The organism is Jiella avicenniae, assembly GCF_021390325.1.
Lineage (GTDB): Bacteria > Pseudomonadota > Alphaproteobacteria > Rhizobiales > Rhizobiaceae > Jiella > Jiella avicenniae.
In genome coordinates, this window is the sequence record NZ_JAJUWU010000024.1 from 79474 (window position 1) to 106081 (window position 26608).

Genomic DNA, 26608 nt, shown 5'->3' on the forward strand with positions numbered 1-26608 from the left:
ACGTAAGCCGCGATCAATCTAACCGATTGTATTTCCTCTAGGTCGATTTTGCGTGTTGCAACCCGCTGCCGAGAGGGCTAAGCGTGCGCTCCGACGGGGGCACCGTTGCATTGCAGCATCGTGGTTCGGCCTTGCCGGCCGACCGACGGGCTGGGTCTCGATGCCCGAGGCGCGGAGGATCGTCCGCCCGCGCGAGGCTTCAGGCGGCGGACCGGTCGAGACGACCGGCCGTCCCGACAAGGAAGGGATATCGGACTTGGCCCGCAACAAGATCGCACTCATCGGTTCCGGCATGATCGGCGGCACGCTCGCCCATCTGGCGAGCCTCAAGGAACTCGGCGACATCGTCCTGTTCGACATTTCCGAGGGCACGCCCCAGGGCAAGGCGCTCGACATCGCCGAGAGCGGCCCCGTCGAGGGCTTCGATGCGCATCTGTCGGGCGCCAACGACTATGCCGCCATCGAGGGCGCGGACGTCTGCATCGTCACCGCCGGCGTTCCGAGGAAGCCCGGCATGAGCCGCGACGACCTCCTCGGCATCAACCTGAAGGTCATGGAGCAGGTCGGCGCCGGCATCGCCAAATACGCGCCGAACGCCTTCGTCATCTGCATCACCAACCCGCTCGACGCGATGGTGTGGGCGCTGCAGAAGTTCTCCGGCCTGCCGAAGGAAAAGGTCGTCGGCATGGCCGGCGTCCTCGACTCCGGACGCTTCCGCACCTTCCTCGCCGAGGAATTCAAGGTCTCCGTCGAGGACGTGACGGCCTTCGTGCTGGGCGGCCACGGCGACACCATGGTGCCGCTGCCGCGCTATTCGACGGTCGCCGGCATTCCGCTGACCGACCTCGTCAAGATGGGCTGGTGCTCGAACGAGCGGCTGGAAGAGATCATCCAGCGCACCCGCGACGGCGGCGCCGAGATCGTCGGCCTGCTCAAGACCGGCTCGGCCTATTACGCCCCGGCGGCCTCCGCCATCCAGATGGCCGAATCCTATCTGAAGGACAAGAAGCGCGTGCTGCCCTGCGCCGCCGCGCTGAGCGGCCAGTACGGCCTCTCCGACATGTATGTCGGCGTTCCCTGCGTGATCGGCGCTGGCGGCATCGAGCGGGTCATCGAGATCGACCTCGACGGCGACGAGAAGGCGCAGTTCGACAAGTCGGTTAATTCGGTGAAGGGCCTCATGGAGGCCTGCCAGGGCATCGCCCCGAACCTCAAGTGACGTTTTCGAAAAGCCGGGACGCAAGTTCCGGCTTTCTTCCATTTTCTCCGCCATCGAGGCTCAACGAGAGGCCGGACGCTTTCCCATGAACATCCACGAATATCAGGCCAAGGAAGTCCTCAAGGGCTATGGCGCCCCCGTCGCAGAAGGCGTTGCGATCACCTCCGCCGACGAGGCCGAGGCCGCGGCGAAGCAGCTTCCCGGCCCGCTCTACGTCGTGAAGAGCCAGATCCACGCCGGCGGCCGGGGCAAGGGCAAGTTCAAGGAGCTCTCGCCCGACGCCAAGGGCGGCGTGCGCCTCGCCAAGTCGATCGAGGAGGTGGTTTCCAACGCCAAGGAAATGCTCGGCAACACCCTCGTCACCAAGCAGACGGGCGAGGCCGGCAAGGTCGTCAACCGGCTCTATATCGAGGACGGCGCCGACATCGACCGCGAGCTCTATCTCTCGCTGCTCGTCGACCGCTCGGTCGGGCAGATCGCCTTCGTCGCCTCGACCGAGGGCGGCATGGACATCGAGACCGTCGCCGAAAAGACGCCGGAGAAGATCGTCACCGTGCCGATCGACCCGATTTCGGGCGTGACGGCGGCCGATGCCGAAAAGCTCTGCACCGCGCTGAAGCTCGGCGGGGCCGCCAAGGTCGACGGGATGCAGCTCTTCCCGATCCTCTACAAGGCCTTCACCGAGAAGGACATGAGCCTTCTGGAGATCAACCCGCTGATCGTCATGACCGACGGCCACCTGCGGGTTCTCGACGCCAAGGTCTCCTTCGACGGCAACGCGCTGTTCCGCCACGACGACATCAAGGCGCTGCGCGACGAGAGCGAAGAGGACGCCAAGGAGATCGAGGCCTCGAAATACGATCTCGCCTATGTGGCGCTCGAGGGCGACATCGGCTGCATGGTCAACGGCGCGGGCCTCGCCATGGCGACGATGGACATCATCAAGCTCTACGGAAAAGAGCCGGCCAACTTCCTCGACGTCGGCGGCGGCGCCAACAAGGAGAAGGTCACCGCGGCGTTCAAGATCATCACGGCCGATCCGAACGTGAAGGGCATTCTCGTCAACATCTTCGGCGGCATCATGCGCTGCGACGTCATCGCCGAGGGCGTCGTCGCCGCGGTGAAGGAAGTGGGCCTGAAGGTGCCGCTGGTGGTGCGCCTCGAAGGCACGAACGTCGAGAAGGGCAAGGCGATCCTCAACGAGAGCGGCCTCGCCATCACGGCGGCCGACGACCTCGACGACGCGGCGAAGAAGATCGTCGCGGCGGTGGGGTGAGCCCGTCGCGTGTTCTTGAGAGGAAAATGACATGACCGATCGGCGGTCGCTGGCGACGGCCCGGGGTGCTTCCCGGGCCGTTCTGGCATTCGGATTTTCGCTGACATTGACGGCAGAGGCGCTCGCCGCCGGCCCGAAGCTGCCGCTGACGCCGCCCGAGGGCGCGTCGAAGACGCTGGCCGACTACATCGAGATCTGCTCGACGGGGATGACCAACATTCCCGCCGCGGGCAGTCTTGCCCTCGAACGCGGGTGGAAGTCGATGGACGCGAACGGCGGCGGGCTCGCCGCCGGGATGGCCGCCGCCGCGGGCCTGTTTTCCGCAACCAAGGACGACGGCAGCTTCCTGACGATCAGCCGGGTGCAGTTCCCGCATGTCGTCGCATCGAGCTGCCAGATGGTTCTGGCGGCCAAGCCCGAGGATCTCGATACCGGCAAGCTCGGCGCGATCGAGGGGATCGAGGGCGGTGGCGGCGTCGTCGGCATCGCGCAGCCCGGCGCCGGCTTCTGGAGCCTCGTCGACGATCGGGGTGAGGTCGTGACCATCACCGCAATCCCCGCCGGCGGCAGCGGGCGGTTCGTGCTCAACATGGGCCGGGCGGAGCTGACGGAGCTGGGCAAGAAGGCCGGGGCCGAGCCGGCGGGTTAGGCGACGAAGCGCTGATTCCCGGGCATCAGGCTTCTCAGCACAATTGTTCGCTTGCGGATGGACCTGTGAGGAGGCCCGAGAACGGTGTCGCAGGAAGAAAATGCCGGAGCCCCGGCTGTGGTCGATACCGCCCGAGCCACCGAAATTGAGATGTCGCTGACGAGATTACGTTTGTTTGCGGTCGGGTGTTTCTTAGCCTCGCTTGGCTCGCTTGCCCTGGTTCTAACCTGGGATGAGCCACCTTCGGAGGATTTCAAGTATTGGATGATATGGCTTGGGGTTCCATTTTTCGGGTTTGGAGCCTGCGTTTTATTCTCGCGGATGACATGGTCCGGACCGGTGGTCGTGCTGTCTCCGGAGGGCCTTCGGGACCGGCGTATGTCGCCGGCGATCATCCCCTGGACCGCCATTCGATCGCTTAAGCCCCGGTCGTACAGAGGCGCAAAGCTTCTGGTTCTGGAAATTGACCGCGACCTTGAACGCCGTGTGCCTTGGTCACTCACTTTCAGGATGAACAGATGGCCAAACGCGATTTTGGGCGCGAAAGGACCATGGATCGTGTGCTCCGACCTTCAAATAACCCACGAACGTATGGTGGAGGTTGTCGAGGCATATTGGCACACGTTTGGTCCGATGAGGCAGGATAACGGTTGAATTCAAATCGAACACAGGATATGTGCTCCACATAACCCGTGTGGACGCTGATCGGCTCGAAACGCCATGGCCAAGAACATCACCCTCGCCATCGACGAAGACCTTCTCGACAAGATGCGCGTCCTCGCCGCGATGCGGCGGACGAGCGTCAACGAGATGGTGCGCAGCTATTTTCAGAAGCTGGTGGAGCAGGAGCAGGAGCGCGACGAGGTCACCGAAGAGCTGTTGAAGCTGTCGCGCGAGAGCAAGGCCGGCATGGGGGATTGGCGCCCCAGCCGCGAGGACACCTACTCCGGAGAGCCGCGGTTTGATCGCTGGCGCTGATGTCTTTCTCGACACCAACATTCTCATCTATGCCGCCACCGGGCACGCCGACGAGCCGGCCAAATGGGAGGTTGCCCACGGCCTCCTCACCGCGCCGTTCGGAACGAGCGGGCAGGTTCTCGCCGAGTTCTACGCCAACGCGACCCGGAAGGCGAAGCCTCCGTTGCCTCCGGATGAAGCGCGCCGCTGGGTGTCGCTGCTCGGGCGAAAACCCTTCGTCACGGTGGACGAGCGTCTGGTCCTTGCCGGCATCGACATCTCCCAGCGCTACCAGATTTCCTACTGGGACGGCGCCATCGTCGCCGCCGCCGAGCGCCTGGGAGCGAAGACGCTCTACACCGAAGACCTCAGCCACGGTCAGGCCTACGGGTCGGTGACCGCGATCAATCCGTTTCTGTAACGCCCTTCTCCCGCAGTCGGGTGACCTTCAAGGAGTAGCAACACCATGTCCATTCTGGTCGACAAGAACACCAAGGTCATCGTGCAGGGGCTGACCGGCAAGACCGGGACCTTCCACACCGAGCAGGCGCTGGCCTATTTCGGCACCAAGATGGTCGCCGGCATCCATCCGAAGAAGGGCGGCGAGCGCTGGACGGCGGGCGAGGGCGCCAGGGAGAAGGCCGGCACCGAACTGCCGATCTTCGCCACCGTCGGCGAAGCGAAAGAGGCGACCGGCGCCACGGCTTCGGTGATCTACGTCCCGCCTTCGGGCGCTGCCGCCGCCATCGAGGAGGCGATCGACGCCGGCATCGATCTCATCACCTGCATCACCGAGGGCATCCCGGTCTCCGACATGGTGCGGGTCAAGGCCAAGCTCGACAAGTCGAAGTCGCGGCTGATCGGCCCGAACTGCCCGGGCGTGCTGACGCCGGAAGAGTGCAAGATCGGCATCATGCCGGGGTCGATCTTCAAGAAGGGGAACGTCGGGATCGTATCGCGTTCGGGAACGCTTACATACGAAGCGGTCTTCCAGACGACCAACGAGGGTCTCGGCCAGACGACGGCCGTCGGCATCGGCGGCGATCCGGTCAAGGGCACCGAGTTCATCGACGTCCTCGAGATGTTCCTCGCCGACGAGGCGACGAAGTCGATCATCATGATCGGCGAGATCGGCGGTTCGGCGGAGGAGGACGCGGCGCAGTTCCTCGCCGACGAGGCGAAGAAGGGCCGCAAGAAGCCGATGGTCGGCTTCATCGCCGGCGTCACGGCCCCTCCGGGGCGCACCATGGGCCATGCCGGCGCGGTCGTCGCGGGCGGCAAGGGCGACGCCAAGTCGAAGATCGCGGCGATGGAAGCGGCCGGGATCAAGGTGTCGCCGTCGCCGGCACGGCTCGGCAAGACGCTGGCCGAGGTTCTGAAGGGCTGAGCGCGCTCCGCTTGCCCACGGAAACCAAAACTGAAGGCCTTGCCGCTATCAGCCTCGGCAAGGCCGCATTCGCGGTGTCGATACCGCGGCGTTCGTAACCGGCAGAATGGGGATTCGCCCGGGCCGGATTTGGAAATTCGATAGGAGGCGGCGCCGGCACGCGCCGCGAACTTGACCATGTCACGCAGCCAAGCGAACGACCATTTCGCTCTCACCTCCTTCCTCTATGGCGGCAATGCCGACTATATCGAGGAGCTCTATGCGGCCTATGAGGCGGACCCGTCTTCCGTCGATGCTGAGTGGGGCGCGTTCTTCAAGGAACTCGGCGATCCGCGCGAGGACGTGAAGAAGAACGCCGACGGCCCGTCCTGGGCGCGTGACAACTGGCCGATTCCGCTGAACGGCGAGCTGGTCTCGGCTCTCGACGGCAATTGGGGCCCGGTCGAAAAGCGCATCGAGACCAAGGTCAAGGAAAAGGCCCAGGCTGGCGGCGCCGAGCTTTCGCCCGAGGCGGTCAACCGGGCGACGCGCGATTCCGTCCGCGCGCTGATGCTGATCCGCGCCTACCGGGTGCGCGGCCATCTCCACGCCAAGCTCGATCCGCTCGGCATCGCCAAGCCCGCCGACGACGACTACAACGAATTGTCGCCCAAGGCCTACGGCTTCACCGAGGCGGACTACGACCGCAAGATCTTCATCGACAACGTGCTCGGCATGGAGTTCGCGACCATCCGCCAGATGGTCGACATCCTGGAGCGCACCTACTGCTCGACCTTCGGCATCGAGTTCATGCACATCTCCAACCCGGACGAGAAGGCCTGGCTGCAGGAGCGCATCGAGGGTCCGGACAAGGGCGTCGCCTTCACCGAGCAGGGCAAGCGAGCGATCCTCAACAAGCTGATCGAGGCGGAGGGCTTCGAGAAGTTCCTCGACGTCAAGTACAAGGGCACCAAGCGCTTCGGCCTCGACGGTTCGGAAGCGCTCATCCCGGCTCTCGAACAGATCATCAAGCGCGGCGGCCAATTGGGCCTGAAGGAAATCGTCCTCGGCATGGCTCACCGGGGCCGGCTGAACGTTCTCGCCCAGGTCATGGCCAAGCCGCACCGGGCGATCTTCCACGAGTTCAAGGGCGGTTCGTTCAAGCCGGACGACGTCGAGGGCTCGGGCGACGTCAAGTACCATCTCGGCGCCTCGTCCGACCGGGAATTCGATCAGAACAAGGTGCATCTGTCGCTGACCGCCAACCCGTCGCATCTCGAGATCGTCGATCCGGTGGTGATGGGCAAGGCGCGCGCCAAGCAGGACGCGCTCGCCGGCCGTTCGCGCAACGAGGTCGTCCCGCTGGAGACCCGCGCCCAGGTGCTGCCGCTGCTTCTCCACGGCGACGCGGCCTTCGCCGGCCAGGGCGTCGTCGCCGAATGCTTCGGCCTCTCGGCGCTGCGCGGCCACAGGGTCGCCGGCACGGTGCATTTCATCATCAACAACCAGATCGGCTTCACCACCAATCCGCGCTTTTCGCGCTCCTCGCCCTATCCCTCGGACGTCGCCAAGATGGTCGAGGCGCCGATCTTCCACGTCAATGGCGACGATCCGGAAGCGGTGGTCTATGCGGCGAAGATCGCCACGGAATTTCGCATGAAGTTCCACAAGCCGGTGGTGGTCGACATGATCTGCTACCGGCGCTTCGGCCACAACGAAGGCGACGAGCCCGCCTTCACCCAGCCGATCATGTACAAGACCATCCGCAACCACGCTTCGACGCTCGAGATCTACTCGAAGAAGCTGGTCGACGAGGGGCTCTTGACGGCCGAGGACATCGAGGCCCGCAAGGCGGAATGGCGCAAGAGCCTCGACGAGGAGTTCGAGGCCGGACAGAGCTATCTGCCCAACAAGGCGGACTGGCTGGACGGCGCCTGGTCGGGCCTCAGGAAGGCGGAAAAGGAAGACGAGCCGCGGCGCGGCATCACCGGCGTTCCGACGAAGACGCTGAAGGAGATGGGTGCCAAGCTGAGCGCCGTGCCGGAGGGCTTCAACGTCCACCGCACCGTCAAGCGTTTCCTCGACAACCGCGCCCAGATCATCGACACCGGCGAGGGCATCGACTGGGCGACGGCCGAGGCGCTCGCCTTCGGCACCCTCGTCACCGAAGGCCATCCGGTGCGGCTTTCCGGCCAGGACGTCGAGCGCGGCACCTTCTCCCAGCGCCATTCGGTGCTCTACGACCAGGAAGACGAGAGCCGCTATATTCCGCTCGCCAACCTCGCCAAGGGCCAGGCGGTCTACGAGGTCATCAACTCGATGCTCTCGGAAGAGGCCGTGCTCGGCTACGAATACGGCTACTCCCTCGCCGAGCCGAACGCCCTGACGCTCTGGGAAGCCCAGTTCGGCGACTTCGCCAACGGCGCCCAGGTGGTGATCGATCAGTTCATCTCGTCGGGCGAGCGCAAGTGGCTGCGCATGTCCGGCCTCGTCCTGCTCCTGCCGCATGGCTACGAGGGGCAGGGACCGGAGCATTCCTCGGCCCGCCTCGAGCGCTTCCTGCAGATGTGCGCCGAGGACAACATGCAGGTCGCCAACTGCACGACGCCGGCGAACTACTTCCACGTCCTCAGGCGGCAGATGAAGCGCGACTTCCGCAAGCCGCTCGTGCTGATGACGCCGAAATCGCTGCTGCGCCACAAGCGGGCGGTCTCCAAGCTGTCGGAGATGGCCGGCGAGACCAGCTTCCACCGGCTTTTGTGGGACGACGCCGAGCTCGACAAGAACGCGGCGACCAAGCTCGTCGCGAACGACAAGATCAAGCGCGTCGTCATGTGCTCGGGCAAGGTCTATTACGACCTTTACGAGGAGCGCGAGAAGCGCGGGATCGACGACGTCTATCTCCTGCGTCTCGAACAGCTCTATCCGTTCCCGGCGAAGGCTCTGATCACCGAACTCTCCCGCTTCAAGCAGGCGGAGATGGTCTGGTGCCAGGAAGAGCCGAAGAACATGGGCGCCTGGTCGTTCATCGACCCTTATCTCGAATGGGTTCTGGACCATATCGACGCGGAGAAGCGCAGGGTTCGGTATACCGGCCGTCCGGCCGCCGCTTCGCCCGCCGCCGGCACGATGGCGAACCACCAGAAGCAGCTTGCCGACTTCCTCGAGGACGCGCTCGGCTGAAAGCCGGTCGCGCGTCCATCCAAACCCGCCCTTGAGCCCAGATCGAACGATTGAGACAGATGGCTACCGAAATCAAAGTGCCGACCCTCGGCGAATCCGTGACCGAAGCGACGATCGGCCAATGGTTCAAGCAGCCCGGTGATCGGGTGGAGCAGGACGAGACCATTGCCGAACTCGAAACCGACAAGGTGACGGTGGAGGTGCCGGCGCCCGCCGCCGGCGTGCTTCAGGAGATCGTCGCCAAGGAGGGCGAGACCGTCGGCGTCGGCGCGCTCATCGGCTCGATCGGCGAGGGCGAAGGCAAGGCCGCCGGCACGGCGGCCGCCACCGAAAAGCCGAAGAGCCAGGCGGCCAAGGCGGGTCAGGCAGCGGAGACCACGTCCGATTACGGCGGTGGCGCATCCGGCGACGAGAAGGCTTCCGGCAATGGCGCGGCTTCCGCCGCCGGGCCGTCGGGCAAGCTCGTCGAGGTGACCGTTCCGGCGGCGGGCGAATCCGTCACCGAGGCGACCGTCGGCTCGATCTTCAAGAAGGTCGGGGACGCCGTCGCGGTCGACGAGTCGCTGCTCGAACTGGAGACCGACAAGGCCGCCCAGGAAATTCCGTCCCCGGTCGCCGGCGTCATCCGCGAGATGGCGGTCGCCGAGGGCGACGAGGTGAAGGTCGGCGCGCTGCTCCTGAAGATCGAGGAGGGCGCGTCTTCAGGCTCGGGCGCTTCGGCGTCGGGTCCGCAGGCGTCCGGCTCGACGGCCGTCGGCGGCGGCACCGACGAGACGCCGCGCCGCCAGGTCGAGGCGCAAGAGGGACGCCCGCCGGCGCCTTCGGCCGCCAAGATGATGAAGGAAAAGGGCCTGAAGGACGGCGACGTCGACGGCTCCGGCCGGAAGGGCCAGGTGCTGAAGAGCGACGTCCTCGACGCGATCGCCCGCGGGGCTCCCTCCTCGCCGCAGGAAAAGCCGCAGGCCGCCCGCGCGCCGTCCGCCCCGGACGATGCCTCCCGCGAGGAGCGGGTGAAGATGACCCGGCTTCGCCAGACCATCGCCCGGCGCCTGAAGGACGCCCAGGACACCGCCGCCATGCTGACCACCTTCAACGAGGTGGACATGAAGGCGGTCATGGACCTGCGCACCAAGTACAAGGATCTCTTCGAGAAGAAGCACGGCGTGAAGCTCGGCTTCATGGGCTTCTTCACGAAAGCCGTGTGTCACGCGCTGAAGGAGATCCCGGCGGTGAACGCCGAGATCGACGGCAACGAGATCGTCTACAAGAACTTCTGCCACGTCGGCATGGCGGTCGGCACCGACAAGGGCCTCGTCGTTCCGGTGATCCGCGACGCCGACGAGATGTCGATCGCCGAGATCGAGAAGGAGCTGGGACGCCTCGCGCGCGCCGCCCGTGACGGCAAGCTCGGCATGTCCGACATGCAGGGCGGCACCTTCACCATCACCAATGGCGGCGTCTACGGCTCGCTCATGTCGACGCCGATCCTCAACGCGCCGCAGTCGGGCATCCTCGGCATGCACAAGATCCAGGAGCGGCCGATGGCGATCGGCGGCAAGGTCGAGATCCGGCCGATGATGTATCTGGCGCTTTCCTACGATCACCGGATCGTCGACGGCAAGGAAGCCGTGACCTTCCTCGTGCGGGTGAAGGAGAGTCTGGAGGATCCCGAGCGCCTCGTGCTCGACTTGTAAAGGAAAGCCGCTCATGGGCAGAAACCGGATCAAAACGACAGCAGCGTTTGTGACGGTTTCTGCCATAGGCTATGGTGCGACGGCATATGGAGCGTTTCTTTTTGGACAGCTCCTCCAATCGATCGACGATACGGGTGATCGAGCGATCTCTGATCTCGTTTTCGGGTCAAACTACACGATCGAAATTCTCCTTAGCATGATGGCCGTATCTGCCGTTTCAGCTCTTCTTGCGCTTTGGCTGTTCGTCACGGTTCAGCGGGAGCCGGAATTGGAGCGCAAGATCAAGAGAGAGGAAGGACCTGATCGGTTGGCCTAGGCCATTGCCAGTGGGCTGCTGGGCGGTGATGGGATCATGTCATGGAGACGCTGGTCGACCTCTCGGAGATCCTGCGCAATCTGGCGCTGACGGCGGCGGCCGCCGTCGGCGCATACCTTGCCTGGAAGAAGCTCGGGCCGGAGACGACGCAGGCGGGATCGGCCGTTTTCCAGGCGACGCTCGCAAGACGTGCCCATGTCATGGAGCTGTTCAACCGTGCGCCGGGGCAGCTTGCCGACGAGAAAATGGAAGTGCGGCTCGCGGCGATCTATATCCTCGGTGAGATCACCGTGGATTTTCCGGATCTTTCCGAACCGGTTTTCAAATTGCTCGAACACCATCTCGATGCAACCATGGCGAAGTTCGACGGCGAGGACGTTCCATTGGACGCCAGCGCAATCATGGAAGTACTGCGAAGGAGGGTGAGCGATGAGTTCGATCGTTGACAACGGCCGCACAAGGGAGCCGCACCGGTTCAGCTTCGTCGGCACTGTCCTTCGCACGCTCGATTTCACCGGGGTCAATCTCACGGCAGCCAATTTGAAGCGGGCCGACGCTCGGGAGACGATTTTCGTTCGCGTCAATTTTTTGAATGCAGACCTGACCGATGCCGACTTGCGCGGCGCGGATCTCACCGGTGCCAGAAATCTCACCATAGAGCAGCTGCAGAGCGCCGTGATCGACGAGACCACGAGGCTACCCGACTATATCGACCGTACGAAGCTGACGCCGGCTGCGGCGAGCTGACGGCAACGGGCAACAGCAAACGGGCAGGAAACCGGACACCATGCCAGACGTCATGATCGTCACCGGCGGATCGCGCGGTATCGGCGCGGCGACCGCCATCCTCGGCGCGAAGGCCGGCTACGCCGTCGTCGTCAACTATGCGTCGAACCGGGACGCCGCCGACAAGGTCGTCGCCGCGATCGAGACGGATGGCGGCAGCGCCGTCGCCGTCAAGGGCGACGTCGGCGTCGAGGCCGACATCCTTGCGCTCTTCGAGGCGGCCGACGAACTCGGCACGCTGAAGGTTCTCGTCAACAATGCCGGCATCGTCGACGCCCTCGGTCCCGTCGCCGAGATGAGCGCCGAGCGGCTGGAGCGCATCTTCCGGATCAACGTCACCGGCAGCTTCCTCTGTGCCCGCGAAGCGATCCGGCGCATGTCGACCAGGCGCGGCGGTTCGGGCGGCGCGATCGTCAATTTGTCCTCCGCCGCCGCCAAGCTCGGCGCCGGCGGCTCGCGGGTCGACTATGCCGCCTCGAAGGGCGCGATCGACACCTTCACCGTCGGTCTCGCCAAGGAGGTCGCGGACGAGGGCATCTCCGTCACCGCCGTGCGTCCCGGCATCATCGTGACCGACATCCACGCCTCGGGGGGCGAGCCGGACCGGGTCGAACGGATTTCCGCGAGCCTGCCGATGAAGCGCGCGGGCACGGCCGAAGAGGTCGCCCGGGCGATCCTCTGGCTCGCCTCGCCGGACGCTTCCTATTCGACCGGCGCCATTCTCGACGTGTCCGGCGCAAGGGCCATCCTGCCATGACATCGCGTTCTTTTCTGCTGCTCTGCGGGCTGCTTCTCGCCGAGGCGGGCTTCGTCGCGCCGGCCTTCGCCATCGATCAGAACCTGCCGGCCGCGCAAACCGGGAGGCCGGACGAAGGGGCGGCGACCTCAGCGGCGGAGGACTATCTCGACGACCGGTCGACGCCCGTCTCGCTGATCGGCTCGCTCTACAACGCCATCGATCGCCACGAATATCTGCGCGCCTGGAGCTACTTTTCGGACGAATCCGGCCGGCCGGACTTTCCGGCCTTCGAAAAGGGCTACGAGACCACCGGCGGGGTCCGGCTGAAGCTCGGCGAGCCCGTCAGCGACGGTGCGGCGGGCTCGGTCTACACGTCGGTGCCGACCGTGATCGAGGCGACCGGCACCGACGGCTCCGTGCGGGTGTTCTCCGGCTGCTACGTCACGCGCTTCGTCCAGCCGGCCAACCAGGCGACGCCGCCCTTCGTGCCGCTGCAGATCGACAAGGCGACGCTGCGGCCCGCCCGCACCAAATTCGACGAGACCTCGGGCGACTGTCCGGCCGATGGCGGCTGAGCGGCGATCGGCCCAGCGCGATTTCCCGGCCGGACCATGCGCCGGCGGGGGTTGCAAGCCGCGCCGTCCCGTCGGAAACAGGGCCCGGCTTTCCTCCCCCACAGCGGCCTCGTCGCCCGACCCGAAAACAGACTGGAAGAACACTCCCCATGGCTGACACCTTCGATCTCGTCGTCATCGGCTCCGGCCCCGGCGGCTATGTCTGCGCCATCAAGGCGGCGCAGCTCGGCCTCAAGGTCGCCGTCGTCGAGAAGCGCAAGACCTATGGCGGCACCTGCCTGAACGTCGGCTGCATTCCGTCGAAGGCGCTGCTCTACGCCTCGGAGAGCTTCGCCGAGGCCGGCCATTCCTTCGCCCAGCTCGGCATCGAGGTCGAGCCGAAGCTCAACCTCGACCAGATGATGGCCCACAAGGACAAGACGGTGAAGGCCAATGTCGACGGCGTCGCCTTCCTGTTCAAGAAGAACAAGATCACCGGCGTCACCGGCACCGGCAGGATCAAGTCGGCGGGCGAGGTCGAGGTGACGAAGGACGACGGCTCCACCGAGACGCTTGCCGCCAAGACCATCTGCATTGCCACGGGCTCCGACGTCGCCGGCATTCCCGGTCTCGACGTCAAGTTCGACGAGACCACCATCGTCTCCTCCGACCACGCGATCGCGCTGCCGAAGGTGCCGGAGAAGATGGTCGTCGTCGGCGGCGGCGTCATCGGCCTCGAACTCGGCTCGGTCTGGGCGCGGCTCGGCGCCAAGGTGACGGTCGTCGAATTCCTCGACAAGATCCTCGGGCCGATGGACCAGGAGGTCTCGACCGCCTTCCAGAAGCTGCTCGTCAAGCAAGGCCTGGAGTTCAAGCTGGGCGCCAAGGTGACCGGCGTCGGGAAGACCGAGGCGGGGGCGAAAGTCACCTTCGAGCCGGTCAAGGGCGGCGAGGCCGAGACGCTGGACGCCGACGTCGTCCTGGTGGCGACGGGCCGCAAGCCCTACACCGAGGGCCTCGGGCTCGAGGAAGCCGGGGTGAAGCTCGACGAGCGCGGCCGGGTGGAGATCGACGGCCACTTCAAGACGAATGTCGACGGCATCTACGCCATCGGCGACGTGGTGAAGGGCGCGATGCTCGCCCACAAGGCCGAGGACGAGGGCGTGGCGCTCGCCGAGATCCTCGCGGGGCAGGCCGGCCACGTGAACTACGACGCCATTCCCTCGGTGGTCTATACCGAGCCGGAAGTCGCCTCGGTCGGCAAGACCGAGGAAGAGCTGAAGAAGGCGGGCGTCGACTACAAGGTCGGCAAGTTCCCCTTCATGGCGAACGGCCGCGCCCGCGCGATGCTGAAGACCGACGGCTTCGTCAAGATCCTCGTCGACGCCAGGACCGACCGGGTACTCGGCGCCCACATCCTCGGCGCGGATGCCGGCGACCTCATCGCCGAGGCCGCGCTTCTGATGGAGTTCGGCGGCGCGTCGGAAGACCTCGCCCGTGTGTCGCACGCCCATCCGACCCTGTCGGAAGCGGTGCGCGAGGCGGCCTTCGCGGCCTTTGCCAAGCCGATCCACATCTGATCGACTCGTCCCGACCCGCTCATCCGATCGTCGATCGGGTGAGCCTCGATGCACAGAGTGTCGCTCGCACGACCCCGTCGTCGTCGGCGCAGTGCCGACGACGGTCCGGCTCGCCCCGACCGTCCACGGCGGTGGAGAGACCCACGGCTTCGTGCCGACGTTGATCGCCAAGGCCCCCGAGAGCGGCGTGTCGGCCCATCCCGCCGACGGCGCGAACCGCTGGGCGGCGTCCACCGGACGGATGCCGCGAGGCTCTACCGGTTCGTTCTCGAAGATGGCGCCTCGTCGCCCGTCTATCACGCCGTCGTGGAAGAGGCATTCCCAGCAAGGTCATCGCCGAGGCGACCGGGCGCGGCCATGGCCTGCCGGTGCAACCGCGGGACGAGACGCATTTCGGCTGGCTCGGCGGCTTCGTCGGGGCCAATCTCGCGGCGACGGACGACGGCACGCGCCGGAAGACGGGCTGATCGCCGAGCGGCCCGACGCTCGGCGAGGACCTGCGCCGGGAGGGATATTTCACGGCCTGATCGCATCGGCTCGAAGGCCGGTGACGCGGGAACGGAAAACGGGCGGGCGCTGGTCAGGCAGCACCCGCCCGTCTGTTCCGGGCCGGCCGGCGATACGCGTTACTCGGCCGGTTGCGGCGCCGGAAGCTGGTTGGTGCGGCCCTCGCTGCCGCCCGCCGTCTTCCGGTCCCGCGAGAGCAGCCGGTAGAACAGCGGGATGAAGAAGATCGCGACGAAGGTGGCGGCCAGCATGCCGCCGATGACGCCGGTGCCGATCGAATGGCGCGACGCCGAGCCGGCGCCCGTCGAGATGGCCAGAGGCACGACGCCGAGGATGAAGGCGAGGGAGGTCATGACGATCGGCCGGAAGCGCAGCTTCGCCCCTTCCAGCGCCGCGTCGAAGGCGGACAGGCCCTCCGCGCGCTTCAGCACCGCGAACTCGACGATCAGGATGGCGTTCTTCGCCGCCAGCCCGACCAGCGTCACGAGACCGATCTGGAAATAGACGTCGTTGTCGAGGCCCCTCAGCCAGATCGCCAGGAGCGCGCCGAAGACGGCGAAGGGCACGGCGAGGAGGACGGCGATCGGCAGGGTCCAGCGCTCGTACTGCGCCGCGAGGATCAAGAAGACCATCAGGATGCCGAAGCCCATGGCGATCGCCCCGGTGCCGCCGGCCTGGATCTCCTGATAGGCCGAGCCCGTCCAGGCGATCTCGTAGCCCTCGGGCAGGTTGTTCGCCGCGACCTCCTGCATCGCGGCGAGCGCCTGGCCCGAGGAATAGCCCGGCGCCGGACCGCCGGAGATCTTCGCCGCGTTGAAGGCGTTGAAGCGCTCGATGAGGTCCGGCCCGACGACCCGCTTGACGTCGAGAAGCGTATCGAGCGGGATCATCGACCCGTTGGTCGACTGGACGTAGACGAAGCGCAGGTCCTCCGGCGTCTTGCGGAAGTCGGCTTCCGACTGCAGCGTCACCCGGTAGTTGCGGCCGAGCAGGGTGAAGTCGTTGACGTAGAGCGTGCCGAAGGTCGCCTGCATGGTGGTGAAGATCGACGAGATCGGAACGTTCAGCGACTTCGCCTTCTGCCGGTCGACGTCGATGCGGTATTGCGGGACGTTGGCCGAGAAGGAGGTTCTGACGCCGGCGAGTTCGGGCCGCTCGGACGCCGCCGCGACCATGGCGTTGGCCGCCTCGAGCAGCGCTTCGGAGCCGCCGCCGCGCCGGTCCTGGACGAACAGGTCGAAGCCGCCGGTGGTCGACAGGCCCTGGATCGGCGGCGGGTTGAAGGCGAGGATCATGCCGTCCTGGATCCCCGCATTCATGCCGATGAACGGCCCGACGAGGTTGCGCGCGTCGAGCGAGGGATCCTCGCGCTCACCCCAGTCCTTCAAGGAGACGAAGGCGACGCCCGCCGAGGTCTTCTGGACGCCGGCCAGAAGGTCGAAGCCGGCGAAGGCGGTGACGTCCTGGACCGCCGGATGCTTGCGGAGATTGGCGACCATCTCGTCCATGACGTCGGTCGTGCGCTGCAGCGAGGCGGCCGGCGGCAGGATGGCGACGGCGAAGTTGACGCCCTGGTCCTCGTCGGGGACGAGCGAGCCGGGCAGCGTCTGCATGAAATGCCAGATGCCGAAGCACAGCGCGCCGAACAGGACGAGCGCCAGCACCGCGCGGCGCATGATGAAGGCGACGCCCGCCCCGTAGGCGCTGGTGAGCTTCGCGAAGCCGGCGTTGAACCAGCGGAACGGCGCGATCGGCCGGCCGTGCGTCGGCTTGAGGAGAACCGAGCAGAGCGCCGGCGTCAGCGACAGGGCGACGATGCCGGAGATCGTCACCGAAACGGCGATGGTCAGCGCGAACTGCCGGTACATGGTGCCGGCGAGGCCGCCGAGAAACGCCACCGGCACGAAGACCGCGCAGAGCACCAGCACGATGGCGATGACCGGGCCGGTCACCTCGCCCATCGCCTTGGCCGTCGCCTCCTTGGGCGACAGCCCCTCGCTCGACATGATGCGTTCGACGTTTTCCAGGACGACGATCGCGTCGTCGACGACGATGCCGATGGCCAGCACCAGGCCGAACAGCGTCAGAAGATTGATCGAGAAGCCGAAGGCGAGCAGCGCGCCGAAGGTGCCGAGGATCGACACCGGCACGGCGAGCATCGGGATCAGCGTCGCGCGGAAGGACTGCAGGAAGACGAAGACGACGAGAAACACCAGCACCATCGCCTCGATGAAGGTGTGGACCACCTCGGTGATCGAGGCCTGGATGAACTTCGTCGTGTCGAAGGGGATCGCCCAGGTGATGCCCTGCGGGAAGGCCGCCTCGAGTTCGCCCATCCGGGCGTTGACCGCCTCGAGGGTGGCGAGCGCGTTGGCGCCCGGCTGCAGGTAGATGCCGATCGGCACCGCCGGCGTGCCGTTGTAGGAGCCGTTGAAGCCGTAATCCTGGGCGCCGAGTTCGACGCGGGCGACGTCCTTGAGGAGCAGCGACGAGCCGTTCGAGTCCGATTTCAGGATGATCTTCTCGAAGGACTCGACGTCCGGCAGCCGGCCCTCGGTCGTCACCGAATAGGTGAAGGCGAGGTCGCCGCCCGAAGGCGGCGCGCCGAACTGGCCGGCGGCGAACTGGGAGTTCTGGTCGCGGATGGCGGTGGCGACGTCGGTCGGCGTCAGGCCGTATTGGGCCAGCCGGTCCGGCTGCAGCCAGATGCGCATCGAATAGTTGCGGGCGCCGAAGAGCTGCGCCTCGCCGATTCCGGGGATGCGCTTCAACTCGTCGAGGACGTAGAGAAGGGCGTAGTTCGACACATAGGTCGAATCGTAGCGCGGATCCTTCGACGCCATGGTGATGACCGCGAGGATCTGCGAAGAGCGCTTGGCGACCGTGACGCCGAGCCGCTGGACCTCTTCCGGCAACGAGGCCGACGCCTGCTGGACGCGGTTGTTGACGTTGATCGTCGCCTGGTCGGGATCGGTGCCCGAGGCGAAGGTCACCGCGATCGACGCCGTTCCCGTGGAGGAATTCGTCGACTGCATGTAGATCATGTCCTCGACGCCGTTGATCTGCTGCTCGATCGGCGCCGACACGGTCTGGGCGAGGGTTTCGGCGCTGGCGCCGGGATAGCTGGCCGTGACCACCACCTGCGGCGGCACGAGCTGCGGATATTGCTCGATCGGCATCGCGTTCATGGCGAGGACGCCGCCGAGCGTGATGATGACCGAGATGACGACGGCGAAGATCGGCCGGTCGACGAAGAAGCGGGAATTCATCGCTGCGCCGTCTCCTTGGGGGCCGCCGCCTCCTTGCCGCCATCGGTCGCGACCGGCTCGACCGGCGCGCCGGGACGCACCTTGACGACGCCCTTGGTGATCAGCCTGTCGCCGGCCTTCAGGCCCGACTTGACGAGATAGCCGTCGGCGATCTGCCGGTCGATCTCGATCGGGGCGACGGCGGCGACGTTCTCGTCGTCGACGGTGTAGACGAAGACGCCCTGCGGGCCCTGCATCAGCGCCTCGGCGGGAATGAGGATCGCATCGCGGGCGACGAGGCCGTTGAGCTTCAGGCGGACGAACTGGCCGGGCAGGAGCTTGGCGTTCGGATTGGGCATTACCGCGCGCGACAGGATGGTGCCCGTCTCGGTGTCGATCGAGGTCGAGGTGAAGTCGATCTGACCGGTCTCGCCATAGGTCGCTCCGTCGCCGAAGACGATTTCCACCGTCAGGCCGGAGGCTTCGTCCACGCCCTCGAGCGTGCTTTTCTCGATCATGTCCCGGATCGTCGCCGCTTCCGTGTCGGCGGCGGAGAAATTCGCATAGACCGGATCGATCTGGCTGATCTTGGTGAGGAGGTCGCCGGTCGACAGCAGCGATCCCTCCGGCACCTGTTCGAGGCTGGTGATGCCGGCGACGGGCGCCGTCACGGTGGCGTAGTCGAGGGAGAGCTGCGCGGTGCGCAGCTGCGCCTCGGCCGCCTCCACCTGCGCCTCGGCGAGTTCGCGCGCCGAGACCGCGTCGTCGAGGGTGGACTGGCTCGAGGCGCCGCGCTTGGTCAGGGCGAGCGCGCGCTCCTCGCTGCGCCGCGCCTGGGACAGCTGCGCCGCGGCCTGGGCGACCTGCGCCTTGGCGAGCGCGACCTGGGCCTGATAGGTGGCCGGATCGATCCGGAACAGGAGGTCGCCCTTCTTGACCCGGGCGCCCTCCTCGAATTCGCGGCCGAGCAGGATGCCGCCGACGCGGGCCCGAACCTCCACCTCGCGGGAGGCGACGATGCGGCCGGGATATTCGTAGACGACCGGAACGTCCCTGGTCTCGAGCGTCACGACCGTGACCTGCGGCGGCGGCATGTTGGGTGCCTGCGCTGCGGCGCGAACAGACATCGACAGGACGGCGGTCAAGACGAGGACCGCCCTGCTCAAGCTAAACGATTGCATGGAAAAGCCTTTCCGCGGCCGGAGAATGACGTCGGCCATGTTGCAATGCAAACAAGATACATGCATGTATGTATGGGGGCAAGGAGGTATCGGTTGCGCAAGACGAAGGAATGCGCGGACAGGACGCGGGAGGCGATCCTCGACGCGGCGGAAGCGGTGTTCTTCCGCCAGGGCGTCGCCACGACCACCTTGTCGCAGATCGCCGCCGCGGCCGGCCTGACGCGCGGCGCGATCTATTGGCATTTCGCCAACAAGCTCGAACTGTTCAAGGCGATGCAGGACCGCGCCCATCTGCCGAAGGAGCGGTTCTTCGACGCCGACGAACTCCTGGCCGCGGACGACGTCCTCTCGGCGCTGTTCGACGCCACGATGGAGGTCCTGCGCTTCGCGCCGACCGACGAGCGTGGCAAGAGGGTGTTCACCATCCTGTTGTTCCGCTGCGAATATATCGGCGAAATGCAGGAGGCGCTGGCCCACATGCGCGCCAGCGAGACGGACTTCGGCCTGCGCATCGAGCGGGTCTTCGCCAAGGCGAGGGCGGAAGGCCGATTGTCGGAGAATTGGAGCGTCGAGACCGCCTCCAGCGCCTATTGCGCCGCCGTCCACGGGCTCTTCGCGCAGTGGCTGAAGACCGACGAGGGCATCGATCTCCTGGCGACGGGCCGGCCGATGCTGTCGGCGCTGTTCGCGAGCTTCCGGCCGTTGCCAACGGGCGCCGTCGCGGGGGCCTCCCGCCCCGACGCGCGATGAGACGGGCGCCGCCCGTCCCGCGCCATCGTCCCGTCTTCGCATGATCCTTCCGAAGACCGGCCGCCGCTTTCCCTGATCGCGATCTAGCTGGAGCGCCGGACGAGAGGTTCGGCGGAACTGTCGCCTGCGCCGTATTTCTGCTCGATCGCCAGGGCGATCATGTAGAGATCCGACGGCGACATGCGGGTCAGCCCGAACCCCTCGAACTGCGAGGCCTTGATGTCGGCCCGCGACTGCAGGACGACGCCGGAATGGCGCTGATCGGACCGGATCTTCAGGAAGAGCTCGTCCACCCTGTGGCGAGGACCTTCCAGGATCTGGGTGATCATCCGCCCGTCGAAGGCGATGGCACCGCTGATCTGCCATTCGCGATTCTTCTGCCGCGCATGGTCCATGATGTCGGCGAATTCGTCCGCCGTCAGTCCGTCCGCCATGCTGGTATAGGAAATATGCCGCATCTGCGCCCCATGCGAATACGATCGCGGATCGTCCGCGATGCCAGACCTCGCGGACGCGGCGGCGCCGCATCCCGATTCGAGCTGTCCTCTCGAGGCATGATCGAACCGGCCTCGACACAGCGGGCCGGCATCATGCTTCACGGATGGCGCCAACTCCAACGATGTCCCGACATCAGCGCGGCTGGGATGCTAAGGATCTCGGACGGGCAAGTCCACCCTCGGCTCGTTGCCCGGCTTACCGCCGGCGCTTTCCGGCGTGGCCGTCTCCGGGTTCGGCGCCGGGCACCAGCGGAGGACGATCGGCGGCCCGGGGTCCCGGCCGAGTTCGAGGCAGGGCCGGTCCTCGGGGCAGAGCCGCCAGCCGCCGCCCGTCGCGCCCGAGGCGGCGAGGACGAGTTCCGGCACCGGCGCGCGGTCGAGGTCGTAGACATAGGCGCCGCCCTCCAGCCGGGCGTCGTCCGGCGGCTCCATGCCGGCGCCCGAACCCTCGATCCGTCCTTCCGTGACCGTCAGACCATCCGGCCCGGCGAGCCAATGCTCTTCCCAGCGGGCCTTTTCGACCGAATGGGTCCAGGTGAGGGTGAAGGCGGTGGCGGCGATCGCCGTCGCCTTGCCGGCGGACAGGATGCAGATCATTCGGCCGGCGAGCGCCCCGTGCGCCGGCCCGCCGGTTTCGGCGCGCTGGCGACGCCGTTTTCCACCGGTCGCCTGCCGCCGAGAAAGAGGTGGGCGCCGATCACCGCGGCGGCGAGCGCGAAGCCGATCTCGTCGGTCAGCGGCAGGGCCGCGATGAGGGTGAAGGAGGCGGCCGCCGCGCCGAGGCGCTGCCACCAGGGCATCGGCTTGACGAGATAGCCGATCGCCGCCGCGCCCCACAGGCCGATGGCGAGGCAGGCCTTGACGACGATGTAGACGACGGCGAGCAGATAGCCGATCTCGGCCGCCAGCGGCCCGCCGTCCTGCAGCATCAGAGCGGGGGTGTAGACCGCCATGAAGGGGATGACGAAGCCGGCGAGCGCCACCTTGATCGCCTCGAAGGAAATCCGCAGGCCCGGCGCCTTGGCGATCGGAGCCGCCGCGAAACAGGCGAGCGCGACGGGCGGCGTCAGGTCGGCGAGGATGCCGAAATAGAAGACGAACATGTGGGAGACGATCAGCGGCACGCCGAGCGCCAGAAGCGCCGGCCCGGCGATCGAGGAGGTGATGATGTAGTTCGGGATGGTCGGGATGCCCATGCCGAGGATGATGCAGGTGATCATCGTCAGGACCAGCGACAGGAACAGCGAGGTGTCGCCGACCGAGACGATGAACTGCCCGAAGGTGTTGGCGACGCCGGTGAGCGTCATGGTGCCGACGATGATGCCGACGATGGCGCAGGCGATGCCGACCGGAAGCGCCGTCTTGGCGCCGTCGGCGAGTGCATCGCGCACCGCAATCAGCGTCTCGCGGCCGCCCTTGAAAACGGCGCAGGCGGCGACGAGGACGGCGAGGGCGACGACGATCGGCATGATGCCGTATTCGAAGAAGGCGGCGGCCGAAACGCCGACGGCGATCCAGAAGACGATGCGGACCGCCAGCCCCGGCATGCGCATGGCGAGCGGCGCGCCGAGGATGAGGAGGGCCGTCAAGGCGAGGCCGATGGTGCCGGCATAGAGCGGCGTGTAGCCGGCGAAGAGCAGCCAGACGAGGACGGCGAGCGGCAGGATCAGATACCAGCCGGTCTTCAGTGCGCCCCAGGCCGAGGGGAGTTCCTCCTTCGAAAGGCCGAGCAGGTTCCGCTTGCCGGCTTCCAGATGCACCATCCAGAACACCGAGGCGAAGTAGAGGACGGCGGGAATGACGGCGGCGGTCACCACCTCGGCATAGGCGACGTCGAGGGTCTCGGCCATGATGAAGGCGACGGCGCCCATCACCGGCGGCATGATCTGCCCGCCCATCGAGGCCGTCGCCTCGACGCCGCCGGCAAATTCCGCCCGGTAGCCGAAGCGCTTCATCAGCGGGATGGTGAACTGGCCGGTGGTGACGACGTTGGCGACGCCCGAGCCCGAGATCGTTCCCATCAGGCCGGAGGAGAACACCGCGACCTTGGCCGCGCCGCCCTTGGCGCCGCCGACGAGGCCGAGTGCGACGTCGGTGAACAGCGTGATCATCCCGGCCCGCTCCAGGAAGGAGCCGAACAGGATGAACAGGAAGATGTAGCTCGACGAGACGTAGGTCGGGATGCCGTAGATGCCTTCGGTGCCGAAGGCCATGTGGTCGATCACCTGGGAGAAGTCGTAGCCCCTGGTGACGAAGGGCGAGGGGAGATATTCGCCGAACAGGCAGTAGGCGAGGAACAGGCCGGCGATGATCGGCAGCGCCGGCCCCATGATCCGCCAGGTGGCGACGAAGAGGACGGCGAGCGCCGCCACGCCGACGACGGTGTCGGCCATGACCGGCGAGCCGGCGCGGAAGATCAGCGCCTTGTATTCCCACCACTGATAGGCCGCGACGGCCATGCCGAGGACGCCCAGCGCCCAGAAGACCGCCCGCAGCGCGGTCGGCTCGCGCCGCACGGCCGCCACCAGCGGCAGGCCGAGGAGGCAGAGGAAGCCGACATGGACGGCTCTGACGATCTGGCTCGGCAGGTCCCACAGATGCGCCGCGGTGAGCAGCTGGAAGGCGGAAAAGGCGATGGCGATCAGAAACAGGAGGCGGCCTTCCGGGCTCTTCGGAAAGCTGGAGGCGAGGGGATCGTGCAACTCGGCCTGTTCCCCGCCGCTCGCGAGGTCGCCTGCGGGGCTCTGATGGCTCGTCTCCTGGTGGCTCATGCCGTCCCACCCCCTCCCAAGACATTGGACGGGCCGACACTACCGGCAGGCCGGGCGGAGGGCAAACGGGCAAGTCGTTCCGGGAGCGATCGAAATCGTCGCGGCGTCCGTCGGGGCTCCGGGACGGCCGGAGGCCCCGTGGCGGCCTCGACGATCCCGGCGCTGTTGCAAGGCGCGGGTCTTTCGGATCATGCTGTGCGCTGCGGCGAGGGTCGCGAACCATCTTCGGGGGAAGAGGCGAGGGCAGATGAAGACGATTCTGGTTCCGGCGGAAAGCCATGACGACAGCGAACATGCGCTGCGCATGGCGGCCGCGGTCGCGCGGCGGTTTGCCGGGCGCGTCGAGTGCTTCGCCCTGCAGATGCCGCCGCTGGTCAACCTGACCTGGGATCCTGCCGGCGTCGCCATCATGAGCGGCGCCGATCTCGACCATCGCCGCACCCGCGAGGAAGCGCGGCGCCTCGCCGCCCGCGTCATGTCGGACGAGGAGGTGGCGCTCGAGCCGCTGCCGGACGAATCGGCCGGCGACGACACCGGCGCCGTTTCCGGGCCGGCCTGGTCCTGGAACGACAAGACCATGGCGGGCGACGCCTTTCTCGGCGCCTATGGCCGGGCCTTCGATCTCACGGTCGTCTGCCGTCCGCGCTCGGACGGCGCCTCGATCACCACGCTGGAATCGGCCCTGTTCGAAAGCGGCGGGCCGATCCTGATCGCACCGCCGCGCCGGGTGTCGAGCGACTTCGGCGAGACCATCGCCGTCGCCTGGAACGGCTCCAGCGAGACGGCCCGCACCATCGCCTTCGCCCGGCCGTTCCTGCGCGCCGCCAAACGGGTGATCGTCCTCGCCGACGACGGCGGGCTGAACGACCAGCCGTCCGGTGCGATGATCCGGCGGCGTCTCGCCGCCAGCGGCGTTCCGGTCGAACTGAAGACGATCGCGGGAGGCGGCATCCGCTCGGGCGAAACGATCCTGAAGGAGGCCGCCGCTCTCGGCGCCGATCTTCTCCTGAAGGGCGCCTACACCCAGAGCCGGCTACGCCAGATGATCTTCGGCGGGGCGACCAGCCAGATCCTGGCGAAGGCCGAAATTCCGGTGTTCATGGCGCATTGACGCCGGGCCGACGCCCGAACCGGCGATCGGCCGGCAAAGCCGGCTCCGCAGGCTGCCGCCGGCTCGTCAGCCGCCGTGCAGGCGGTCGGCTTCCTGCGCGGTGATCTCGCCATTGACCTCCGTCAGGGTCTCTTCCATCAGCGCGAGGACTTTTTCGAGCTCCCGGCATTGCTCGCGCAGGAGTTCGCGCTGGTCGGACAGGCGCGAGCGCAGGCCGTGGAGATTCTTGCGCCGGCCGCGCGGGGCTTCCAGCAGCTCGACGATCTCCTTCACTTCGACCAGCGGGAAGCCGAGCGCCTTGAACCTCGTGATCAGCTTCAGCCGCTCCCGATCCCTGGCGGAATAGACCCGCAGCGCTCCGCGCCGGACCGGACGAACGAGGCCGCGCTCCTCGTAGTAGCGGAGCGTCCGCAATGTCAGGCCGAACTCGCGTTCCATGTCCTTGATCGAGTAGGTCGTGTCTTCTTGCATGGTCTCGTCAGTCGCTGCCGCACGTGGCACTCATATTGCAAATTCCGCAGATCGTCGCCCGGGAATACCGAAGGAAAGCTCAAGATAATCGCTAGAATTCGACGTGATGCAGATGAGATCATCACCCTGACTGATGGCCTCGTGGGACGGCGAAGCTGCTTGCGGCACTGATGCCGGTCTATTGCATGACGGTCGACACGACGTTCTCGGACGGTTCGCCCTCGGCCCGCCAGGCGAGCTTGAAGAAGGGTTCCAGGAAGTCGAGCCACTCCCGATCGACGTAGGTGATGGCCAGCTGGCCCTTGTGGTCGTGCATCGCCACGATGATCCTGGGCGGCAGGCGCCGGCCCTCGACATGCAGAAACAGCGTCTGGGCCAGGAAATAGCTTCGGCGCAGGCGTTCGATCCGGTCGGGCTCGTCGTTCTGCCGATGGGCTTCCAGCACCGGCAGATATTCGGCCGAGATCTGCCGCTCCTCGACGCCGTCGCAGTCCTTCAGGTGCCATTCCTCGAGTTTCATGTCGTGCAATCCCAGTCCGCCCCGAATCGACCCTACAGCGGCGGACGGAATTTGAAACCGTCGATCGGCGATCGGACGTCCCGCCCGGCGACCGCATGGCCATGCCGCGCTATCCAAATGCCCGAAAACTTGCCATAGGCAACGGCGAAAGGCGGTTCGTCGGCGGGGGCCGGCGGCGGCGAGACACAGTGTTCGCCAAAGCCGCGACGATCGCGATGGGACAGGAGACCGAGACCATGGGCACCCGCGCCGTCATCTTCGACACCGATCCCGGCCAGGACGACGCGGTGGCGATTCTCGCCGCGCTCGCCTCCCCCGAACTCGACGTCCTCGGCATCTCGACCGTCGCCGGCAACATCCCGCTCGACCTCACCACGAAAAACGCCCTGAAGCTCGTCGAACTCGCCGGCCGGACCGACGTGCCTGTTCACGCCGGCTGCGACCGACCGCTCGGCCGCGCGCTCGTCACCGCCGAACACGTCCATGGCGAGACCGGCCTCGACGGGCCGGACCTGCCCGAGCCGGCGACGAAGCCGGGCGCCGCCCACGGCGCCGACTTCATCATCGAGACGGTGCGGGCGCGAGAAACCGGCACGGTGACGCTGCTGACCCTCGGGCCGCTCACCAACGTCGCGCTCGCCTTCGCCAAGGCGCCGGACATCGTCAAGCGGCTGGGCGGCCTGGTGATGATGGGCGGCGGCTGCTTCGAGGGCGGCAACATCACGCCGGCGGCCGAGTTCAACGTCTATGTCGACCCGGAGGCCGCCGCGATGGTGTTCCGCTCGGGCGTTCCCGTCACCGTCCTCCCCCTCGACGTCACCCATCAGATGCTTTCGACGCCGGAGCGGATCGACGCCTTCCGGGCGCTCGGCAACAAGGCTGGTGCGGCGGTGGCGGCGATGCTGTCCTTTTCCGAACGCTTCGACGTCGCCAAATACGGCTCCGCGGGCGCGCCGCTGCACGACCCGTGCGTCACGGCCTTCGCTCTCGAACCGGGGATCTTCCAGGGCCGTCCGGTCAATGTCGAGGTGGAGACCGGCAGCCCGCTCACCCGGGGCATGACCGTCACCGACTATTGGGGCGTGTCCGGCCGCCCGAAGAACGCCTTCTGGGTCCGCTCGGGCGATTCCGACCGGTTCTTCGCGCTCCTGACGGAGCGGATCGGGCGGCTGCCATAGGGCGGCGGGGCAACCCAAGGAAGGGCGCGTCAGGCGGCGCACGGGGCACCCACCC

Annotated in this window: 25 protein-coding genes; 18 read left to right on the forward strand and 7 right to left on the reverse strand. The window is 66.7% G+C overall.

Annotated elements, in window-relative coordinates:
- Window positions 1–256: 256 nt before the first annotated feature.
- The 15 genes from mdh (at window position 257) to lpdA (ending at window position 14319) form a co-directional block, all read left to right on the forward strand.
- Window positions 257–1219, forward strand: coding sequence for a malate dehydrogenase (mdh, locus tag LZD57_RS20795; RefSeq protein WP_233721504.1), 963 nt, complete (start codon window positions 257–259; stop codon window positions 1217–1219).
- Between the two features lie 85 nt (window positions 1220–1304).
- Window positions 1305–2495 carry an ADP-forming succinate--CoA ligase subunit beta gene (gene sucC, locus LZD57_RS20800; protein ID WP_233721505.1) on the forward strand — a complete coding sequence of 397 codons (1191 nt, stop codon included), beginning with the start codon at window positions 1305–1307 and terminating at the stop codon, window positions 2493–2495.
- A 31-nt stretch (window positions 2496–2526) separates the two neighbouring features.
- On the forward strand, window positions 2527–3144 hold the full coding sequence (locus tag LZD57_RS20805; RefSeq protein ID WP_233721506.1) for a hypothetical protein: 618 nt from the start codon (window positions 2527–2529) through the stop codon (window positions 3142–3144).
- Between the two features lie 150 nt (window positions 3145–3294).
- A complete protein-coding gene (locus LZD57_RS24260; protein WP_420844842.1) occupies window positions 3295–3798 on the forward strand; it encodes an STM3941 family protein in 504 nt (167 codons plus the stop codon).
- Between the two features lie 66 nt (window positions 3799–3864).
- On the forward strand, window positions 3865–4122 hold the full coding sequence (locus LZD57_RS20810) for a DUF6364 family protein (RefSeq protein WP_233721507.1): 258 nt from the start codon (window positions 3865–3867) through the stop codon (window positions 4120–4122).
- Window positions 4106–4522, forward strand: coding sequence for a PIN domain-containing protein (locus LZD57_RS20815; RefSeq protein WP_233721508.1), 417 nt, complete (start codon window positions 4106–4108; stop codon window positions 4520–4522). The genes LZD57_RS20810 and LZD57_RS20815 overlap by 17 nt, the downstream gene beginning before the upstream one ends.
- 45 nt (window positions 4523–4567) lie before the next feature.
- Window positions 4568–5488 (forward strand): succinate--CoA ligase subunit alpha, encoded by a 921-nt coding sequence (sucD, locus tag LZD57_RS20820; RefSeq protein WP_233721509.1) that lies wholly within the window; start codon window positions 4568–4570, stop codon window positions 5486–5488.
- Between the two features lie 177 nt (window positions 5489–5665).
- Window positions 5666–8650 (forward strand): 2-oxoglutarate dehydrogenase E1 component, encoded by a 2985-nt coding sequence (locus tag LZD57_RS20825; protein ID WP_233721510.1) that lies wholly within the window; start codon window positions 5666–5668, stop codon window positions 8648–8650.
- Window positions 8651–8709: 59 nt separating this feature from the next.
- The gene (gene odhB, locus LZD57_RS20830; RefSeq protein ID WP_233721511.1) at window positions 8710–10344 is read left to right on the forward strand and encodes a 2-oxoglutarate dehydrogenase complex dihydrolipoyllysine-residue succinyltransferase; all 1635 of its coding nucleotides are present in this window, start codon (window positions 8710–8712) and stop codon (window positions 10342–10344) included.
- 13 nt (window positions 10345–10357) lie between these two features.
- The gene (locus LZD57_RS20835) at window positions 10358–10660 is read left to right on the forward strand and encodes a hypothetical protein (RefSeq protein WP_233721512.1); all 303 of its coding nucleotides are present in this window, start codon (window positions 10358–10360) and stop codon (window positions 10658–10660) included.
- A gap of 41 nt (window positions 10661–10701) precedes the next feature.
- Window positions 10702–11106 (forward strand): hypothetical protein, encoded by a 405-nt coding sequence (locus LZD57_RS20840; protein ID WP_233721513.1) that lies wholly within the window; start codon window positions 10702–10704, stop codon window positions 11104–11106.
- Entirely contained in the window at window positions 11090–11407 is a 318-nt protein-coding gene (locus LZD57_RS20845; RefSeq protein WP_233721514.1) for a pentapeptide repeat-containing protein, read from the forward strand. The genes LZD57_RS20840 and LZD57_RS20845 overlap by 17 nt, the downstream gene beginning before the upstream one ends.
- Window positions 11408–11447: 40 nt before the next feature.
- Window positions 11448–12203 (forward strand): SDR family oxidoreductase, encoded by a 756-nt coding sequence (locus tag LZD57_RS20850; RefSeq protein WP_233721515.1) that lies wholly within the window; start codon window positions 11448–11450, stop codon window positions 12201–12203.
- Entirely contained in the window at window positions 12200–12760 is a 561-nt protein-coding gene (locus LZD57_RS20855) for a hypothetical protein (protein ID WP_233721516.1), read from the forward strand. The genes LZD57_RS20850 and LZD57_RS20855 overlap by 4 nt, the downstream gene beginning before the upstream one ends.
- Window positions 12761–12909: 149 nt before the next feature.
- A complete protein-coding gene (gene lpdA, locus LZD57_RS20860; protein ID WP_233721517.1) occupies window positions 12910–14319 on the forward strand; it encodes a dihydrolipoyl dehydrogenase in 1410 nt (469 codons plus the stop codon).
- A 626-nt stretch (window positions 14320–14945) separates the two neighbouring features.
- Here the strand turns inward: lpdA and LZD57_RS20865 are convergent.
- Together LZD57_RS20865 and LZD57_RS20870 are read right to left on the reverse strand one after the other, a co-directional pair.
- Window positions 14946–18095: an efflux RND transporter permease subunit gene (locus tag LZD57_RS20865; RefSeq protein WP_233721518.1), complete on the reverse strand. Its 3150-nt coding sequence runs from the start codon at window positions 18093–18095 to the stop codon at window positions 14946–14948.
- Window positions 18092–19255 carry an efflux RND transporter periplasmic adaptor subunit gene (locus tag LZD57_RS20870; protein ID WP_233721519.1) on the reverse strand — a complete coding sequence of 388 codons (1164 nt, stop codon included), beginning with the start codon at window positions 19253–19255 and terminating at the stop codon, window positions 18092–18094. The genes LZD57_RS20865 and LZD57_RS20870 overlap by 4 nt, the downstream gene beginning before the upstream one ends.
- A gap of 93 nt (window positions 19256–19348) precedes the next feature.
- On the opposite strand from LZD57_RS20870, the gene LZD57_RS20875 reads away from it, so the two are divergent.
- Window positions 19349–20005 (forward strand): TetR family transcriptional regulator, encoded by a 657-nt coding sequence (locus tag LZD57_RS20875; RefSeq protein WP_233721520.1) that lies wholly within the window; start codon window positions 19349–19351, stop codon window positions 20003–20005.
- An 83-nt stretch (window positions 20006–20088) separates the two neighbouring features.
- On the opposite strand, the gene LZD57_RS20880 is transcribed toward LZD57_RS20875, so the two are convergent.
- The 3 genes from LZD57_RS20880 to LZD57_RS20890 form a co-directional block, all read right to left on the reverse strand.
- Window positions 20089–20463 (reverse strand): BLUF domain-containing protein, encoded by a 375-nt coding sequence (locus LZD57_RS20880; protein ID WP_233721521.1) that lies wholly within the window; start codon window positions 20461–20463, stop codon window positions 20089–20091.
- 189 nt (window positions 20464–20652) lie between these two features.
- Window positions 20653–21099 (reverse strand): DUF1850 domain-containing protein, encoded by a 447-nt coding sequence (locus LZD57_RS20885; RefSeq protein WP_338034727.1) that lies wholly within the window; start codon window positions 21097–21099, stop codon window positions 20653–20655.
- Window positions 21096–23273 (reverse strand): TRAP transporter permease, encoded by a 2178-nt coding sequence (locus LZD57_RS20890; RefSeq protein ID WP_233721522.1) that lies wholly within the window; start codon window positions 23271–23273, stop codon window positions 21096–21098. Before LZD57_RS20890 ends, LZD57_RS20885 begins: the two co-directional genes overlap by 4 nt.
- 247 nt (window positions 23274–23520) lie before the next feature.
- Here LZD57_RS20890 and LZD57_RS20895 point away from each other — a divergent pair, with 247 nt between their 5' ends.
- On the forward strand, window positions 23521–24384 hold the full coding sequence (locus LZD57_RS20895) for a universal stress protein (protein ID WP_233721523.1): 864 nt from the start codon (window positions 23521–23523) through the stop codon (window positions 24382–24384).
- A gap of 66 nt (window positions 24385–24450) precedes the next feature.
- Here LZD57_RS20895 and LZD57_RS20900 read toward each other — a convergent pair whose 3' ends face one another.
- Both LZD57_RS20900 and LZD57_RS20905 read right to left on the reverse strand, forming a co-directional pair.
- Window positions 24451–24855 carry a MerR family transcriptional regulator gene (locus LZD57_RS20900; protein ID WP_233721524.1) on the reverse strand — a complete coding sequence of 135 codons (405 nt, stop codon included), beginning with the start codon at window positions 24853–24855 and terminating at the stop codon, window positions 24451–24453.
- A gap of 178 nt (window positions 24856–25033) precedes the next feature.
- Window positions 25034–25375 (reverse strand): hypothetical protein, encoded by a 342-nt coding sequence (locus LZD57_RS20905; RefSeq protein ID WP_233721525.1) that lies wholly within the window; start codon window positions 25373–25375, stop codon window positions 25034–25036.
- A gap of 236 nt (window positions 25376–25611) precedes the next feature.
- Between LZD57_RS20905 and LZD57_RS20910 the strand changes: the two genes are divergently transcribed.
- Window positions 25612–26553: a nucleoside hydrolase gene (locus tag LZD57_RS20910; protein WP_233721538.1), complete on the forward strand. Its 942-nt coding sequence runs from the start codon at window positions 25612–25614 to the stop codon at window positions 26551–26553.
- Window positions 26554–26608 lie beyond the last annotated feature (55 nt).

What these genes read in the sequence shown, in the direction of transcription:
- sucC (WP_233721505.1), top strand. Translation starts at nt 1,305, where the DNA reads ATGAACATCCACGAATATCAGGCCAAGGAAGTCCTCAAGGGCTATGGC.
- LZD57_RS20805 (WP_233721506.1), top strand. Translation starts at nt 2,527, where the DNA reads ATGACCGATCGGCGGTCGCTGGCGACGGCCCGGGGTGCTTCCCGGGCC.
- LZD57_RS24260 (WP_420844842.1), top strand. Translation starts at nt 3,295, where the DNA reads ATGTCGCTGACGAGATTACGTTTGTTTGCGGTCGGGTGTTTCTTAGCC.
- LZD57_RS20810 (WP_233721507.1), top strand. Translation starts at nt 3,865, where the DNA reads ATGGCCAAGAACATCACCCTCGCCATCGACGAAGACCTTCTCGACAAG.
- sucD (WP_233721509.1), top strand. Translation starts at nt 4,568, where the DNA reads ATGTCCATTCTGGTCGACAAGAACACCAAGGTCATCGTGCAGGGGCTG.
- LZD57_RS20825 (WP_233721510.1), top strand. Translation starts at nt 5,666, where the DNA reads ATGTCACGCAGCCAAGCGAACGACCATTTCGCTCTCACCTCCTTCCTC.
- odhB (WP_233721511.1), top strand. Translation starts at nt 8,710, where the DNA reads ATGGCTACCGAAATCAAAGTGCCGACCCTCGGCGAATCCGTGACCGAA.
- LZD57_RS20835 (WP_233721512.1), top strand. Translation starts at nt 10,358, where the DNA reads ATGGGCAGAAACCGGATCAAAACGACAGCAGCGTTTGTGACGGTTTCT.
- LZD57_RS20840 (WP_233721513.1), top strand. Translation starts at nt 10,702, where the DNA reads ATGGAGACGCTGGTCGACCTCTCGGAGATCCTGCGCAATCTGGCGCTG.
- LZD57_RS20845 (WP_233721514.1), top strand. Translation starts at nt 11,090, where the DNA reads ATGAGTTCGATCGTTGACAACGGCCGCACAAGGGAGCCGCACCGGTTC.
- LZD57_RS20850 (WP_233721515.1), top strand. Translation starts at nt 11,448, where the DNA reads ATGCCAGACGTCATGATCGTCACCGGCGGATCGCGCGGTATCGGCGCG.
- LZD57_RS20855 (WP_233721516.1), top strand. Translation starts at nt 12,200, where the DNA reads ATGACATCGCGTTCTTTTCTGCTGCTCTGCGGGCTGCTTCTCGCCGAG.
- lpdA (WP_233721517.1), top strand. Translation starts at nt 12,910, where the DNA reads ATGGCTGACACCTTCGATCTCGTCGTCATCGGCTCCGGCCCCGGCGGC.
- LZD57_RS20865 (WP_233721518.1), bottom strand. Translation starts at nt 18,095, where the DNA reads ATGAATTCCCGCTTCTTCGTCGACCGGCCGATCTTCGCCGTCGTCATC.
- LZD57_RS20870 (WP_233721519.1), bottom strand. Translation starts at nt 19,255, where the DNA reads ATGCAATCGTTTAGCTTGAGCAGGGCGGTCCTCGTCTTGACCGCCGTC.
- LZD57_RS20880 (WP_233721521.1), bottom strand. Translation starts at nt 20,463, where the DNA reads ATGCGGCATATTTCCTATACCAGCATGGCGGACGGACTGACGGCGGAC.
- LZD57_RS20885 (WP_338034727.1), bottom strand. Translation starts at nt 21,099, where the DNA reads ATGATCTGCATCCTGTCCGCCGGCAAGGCGACGGCGATCGCCGCCACC.
- LZD57_RS20890 (WP_233721522.1), bottom strand. Translation starts at nt 23,273, where the DNA reads ATGAGCCACCAGGAGACGAGCCATCAGAGCCCCGCAGGCGACCTCGCG.
- LZD57_RS20895 (WP_233721523.1), top strand. Translation starts at nt 23,521, where the DNA reads ATGAAGACGATTCTGGTTCCGGCGGAAAGCCATGACGACAGCGAACAT.
- LZD57_RS20900 (WP_233721524.1), bottom strand. Translation starts at nt 24,855, where the DNA reads ATGCAAGAAGACACGACCTACTCGATCAAGGACATGGAACGCGAGTTC.
- LZD57_RS20905 (WP_233721525.1), bottom strand. Translation starts at nt 25,375, where the DNA reads ATGAAACTCGAGGAATGGCACCTGAAGGACTGCGACGGCGTCGAGGAG.
- LZD57_RS20910 (WP_233721538.1), top strand. Translation starts at nt 25,612, where the DNA reads ATGGGCACCCGCGCCGTCATCTTCGACACCGATCCCGGCCAGGACGAC.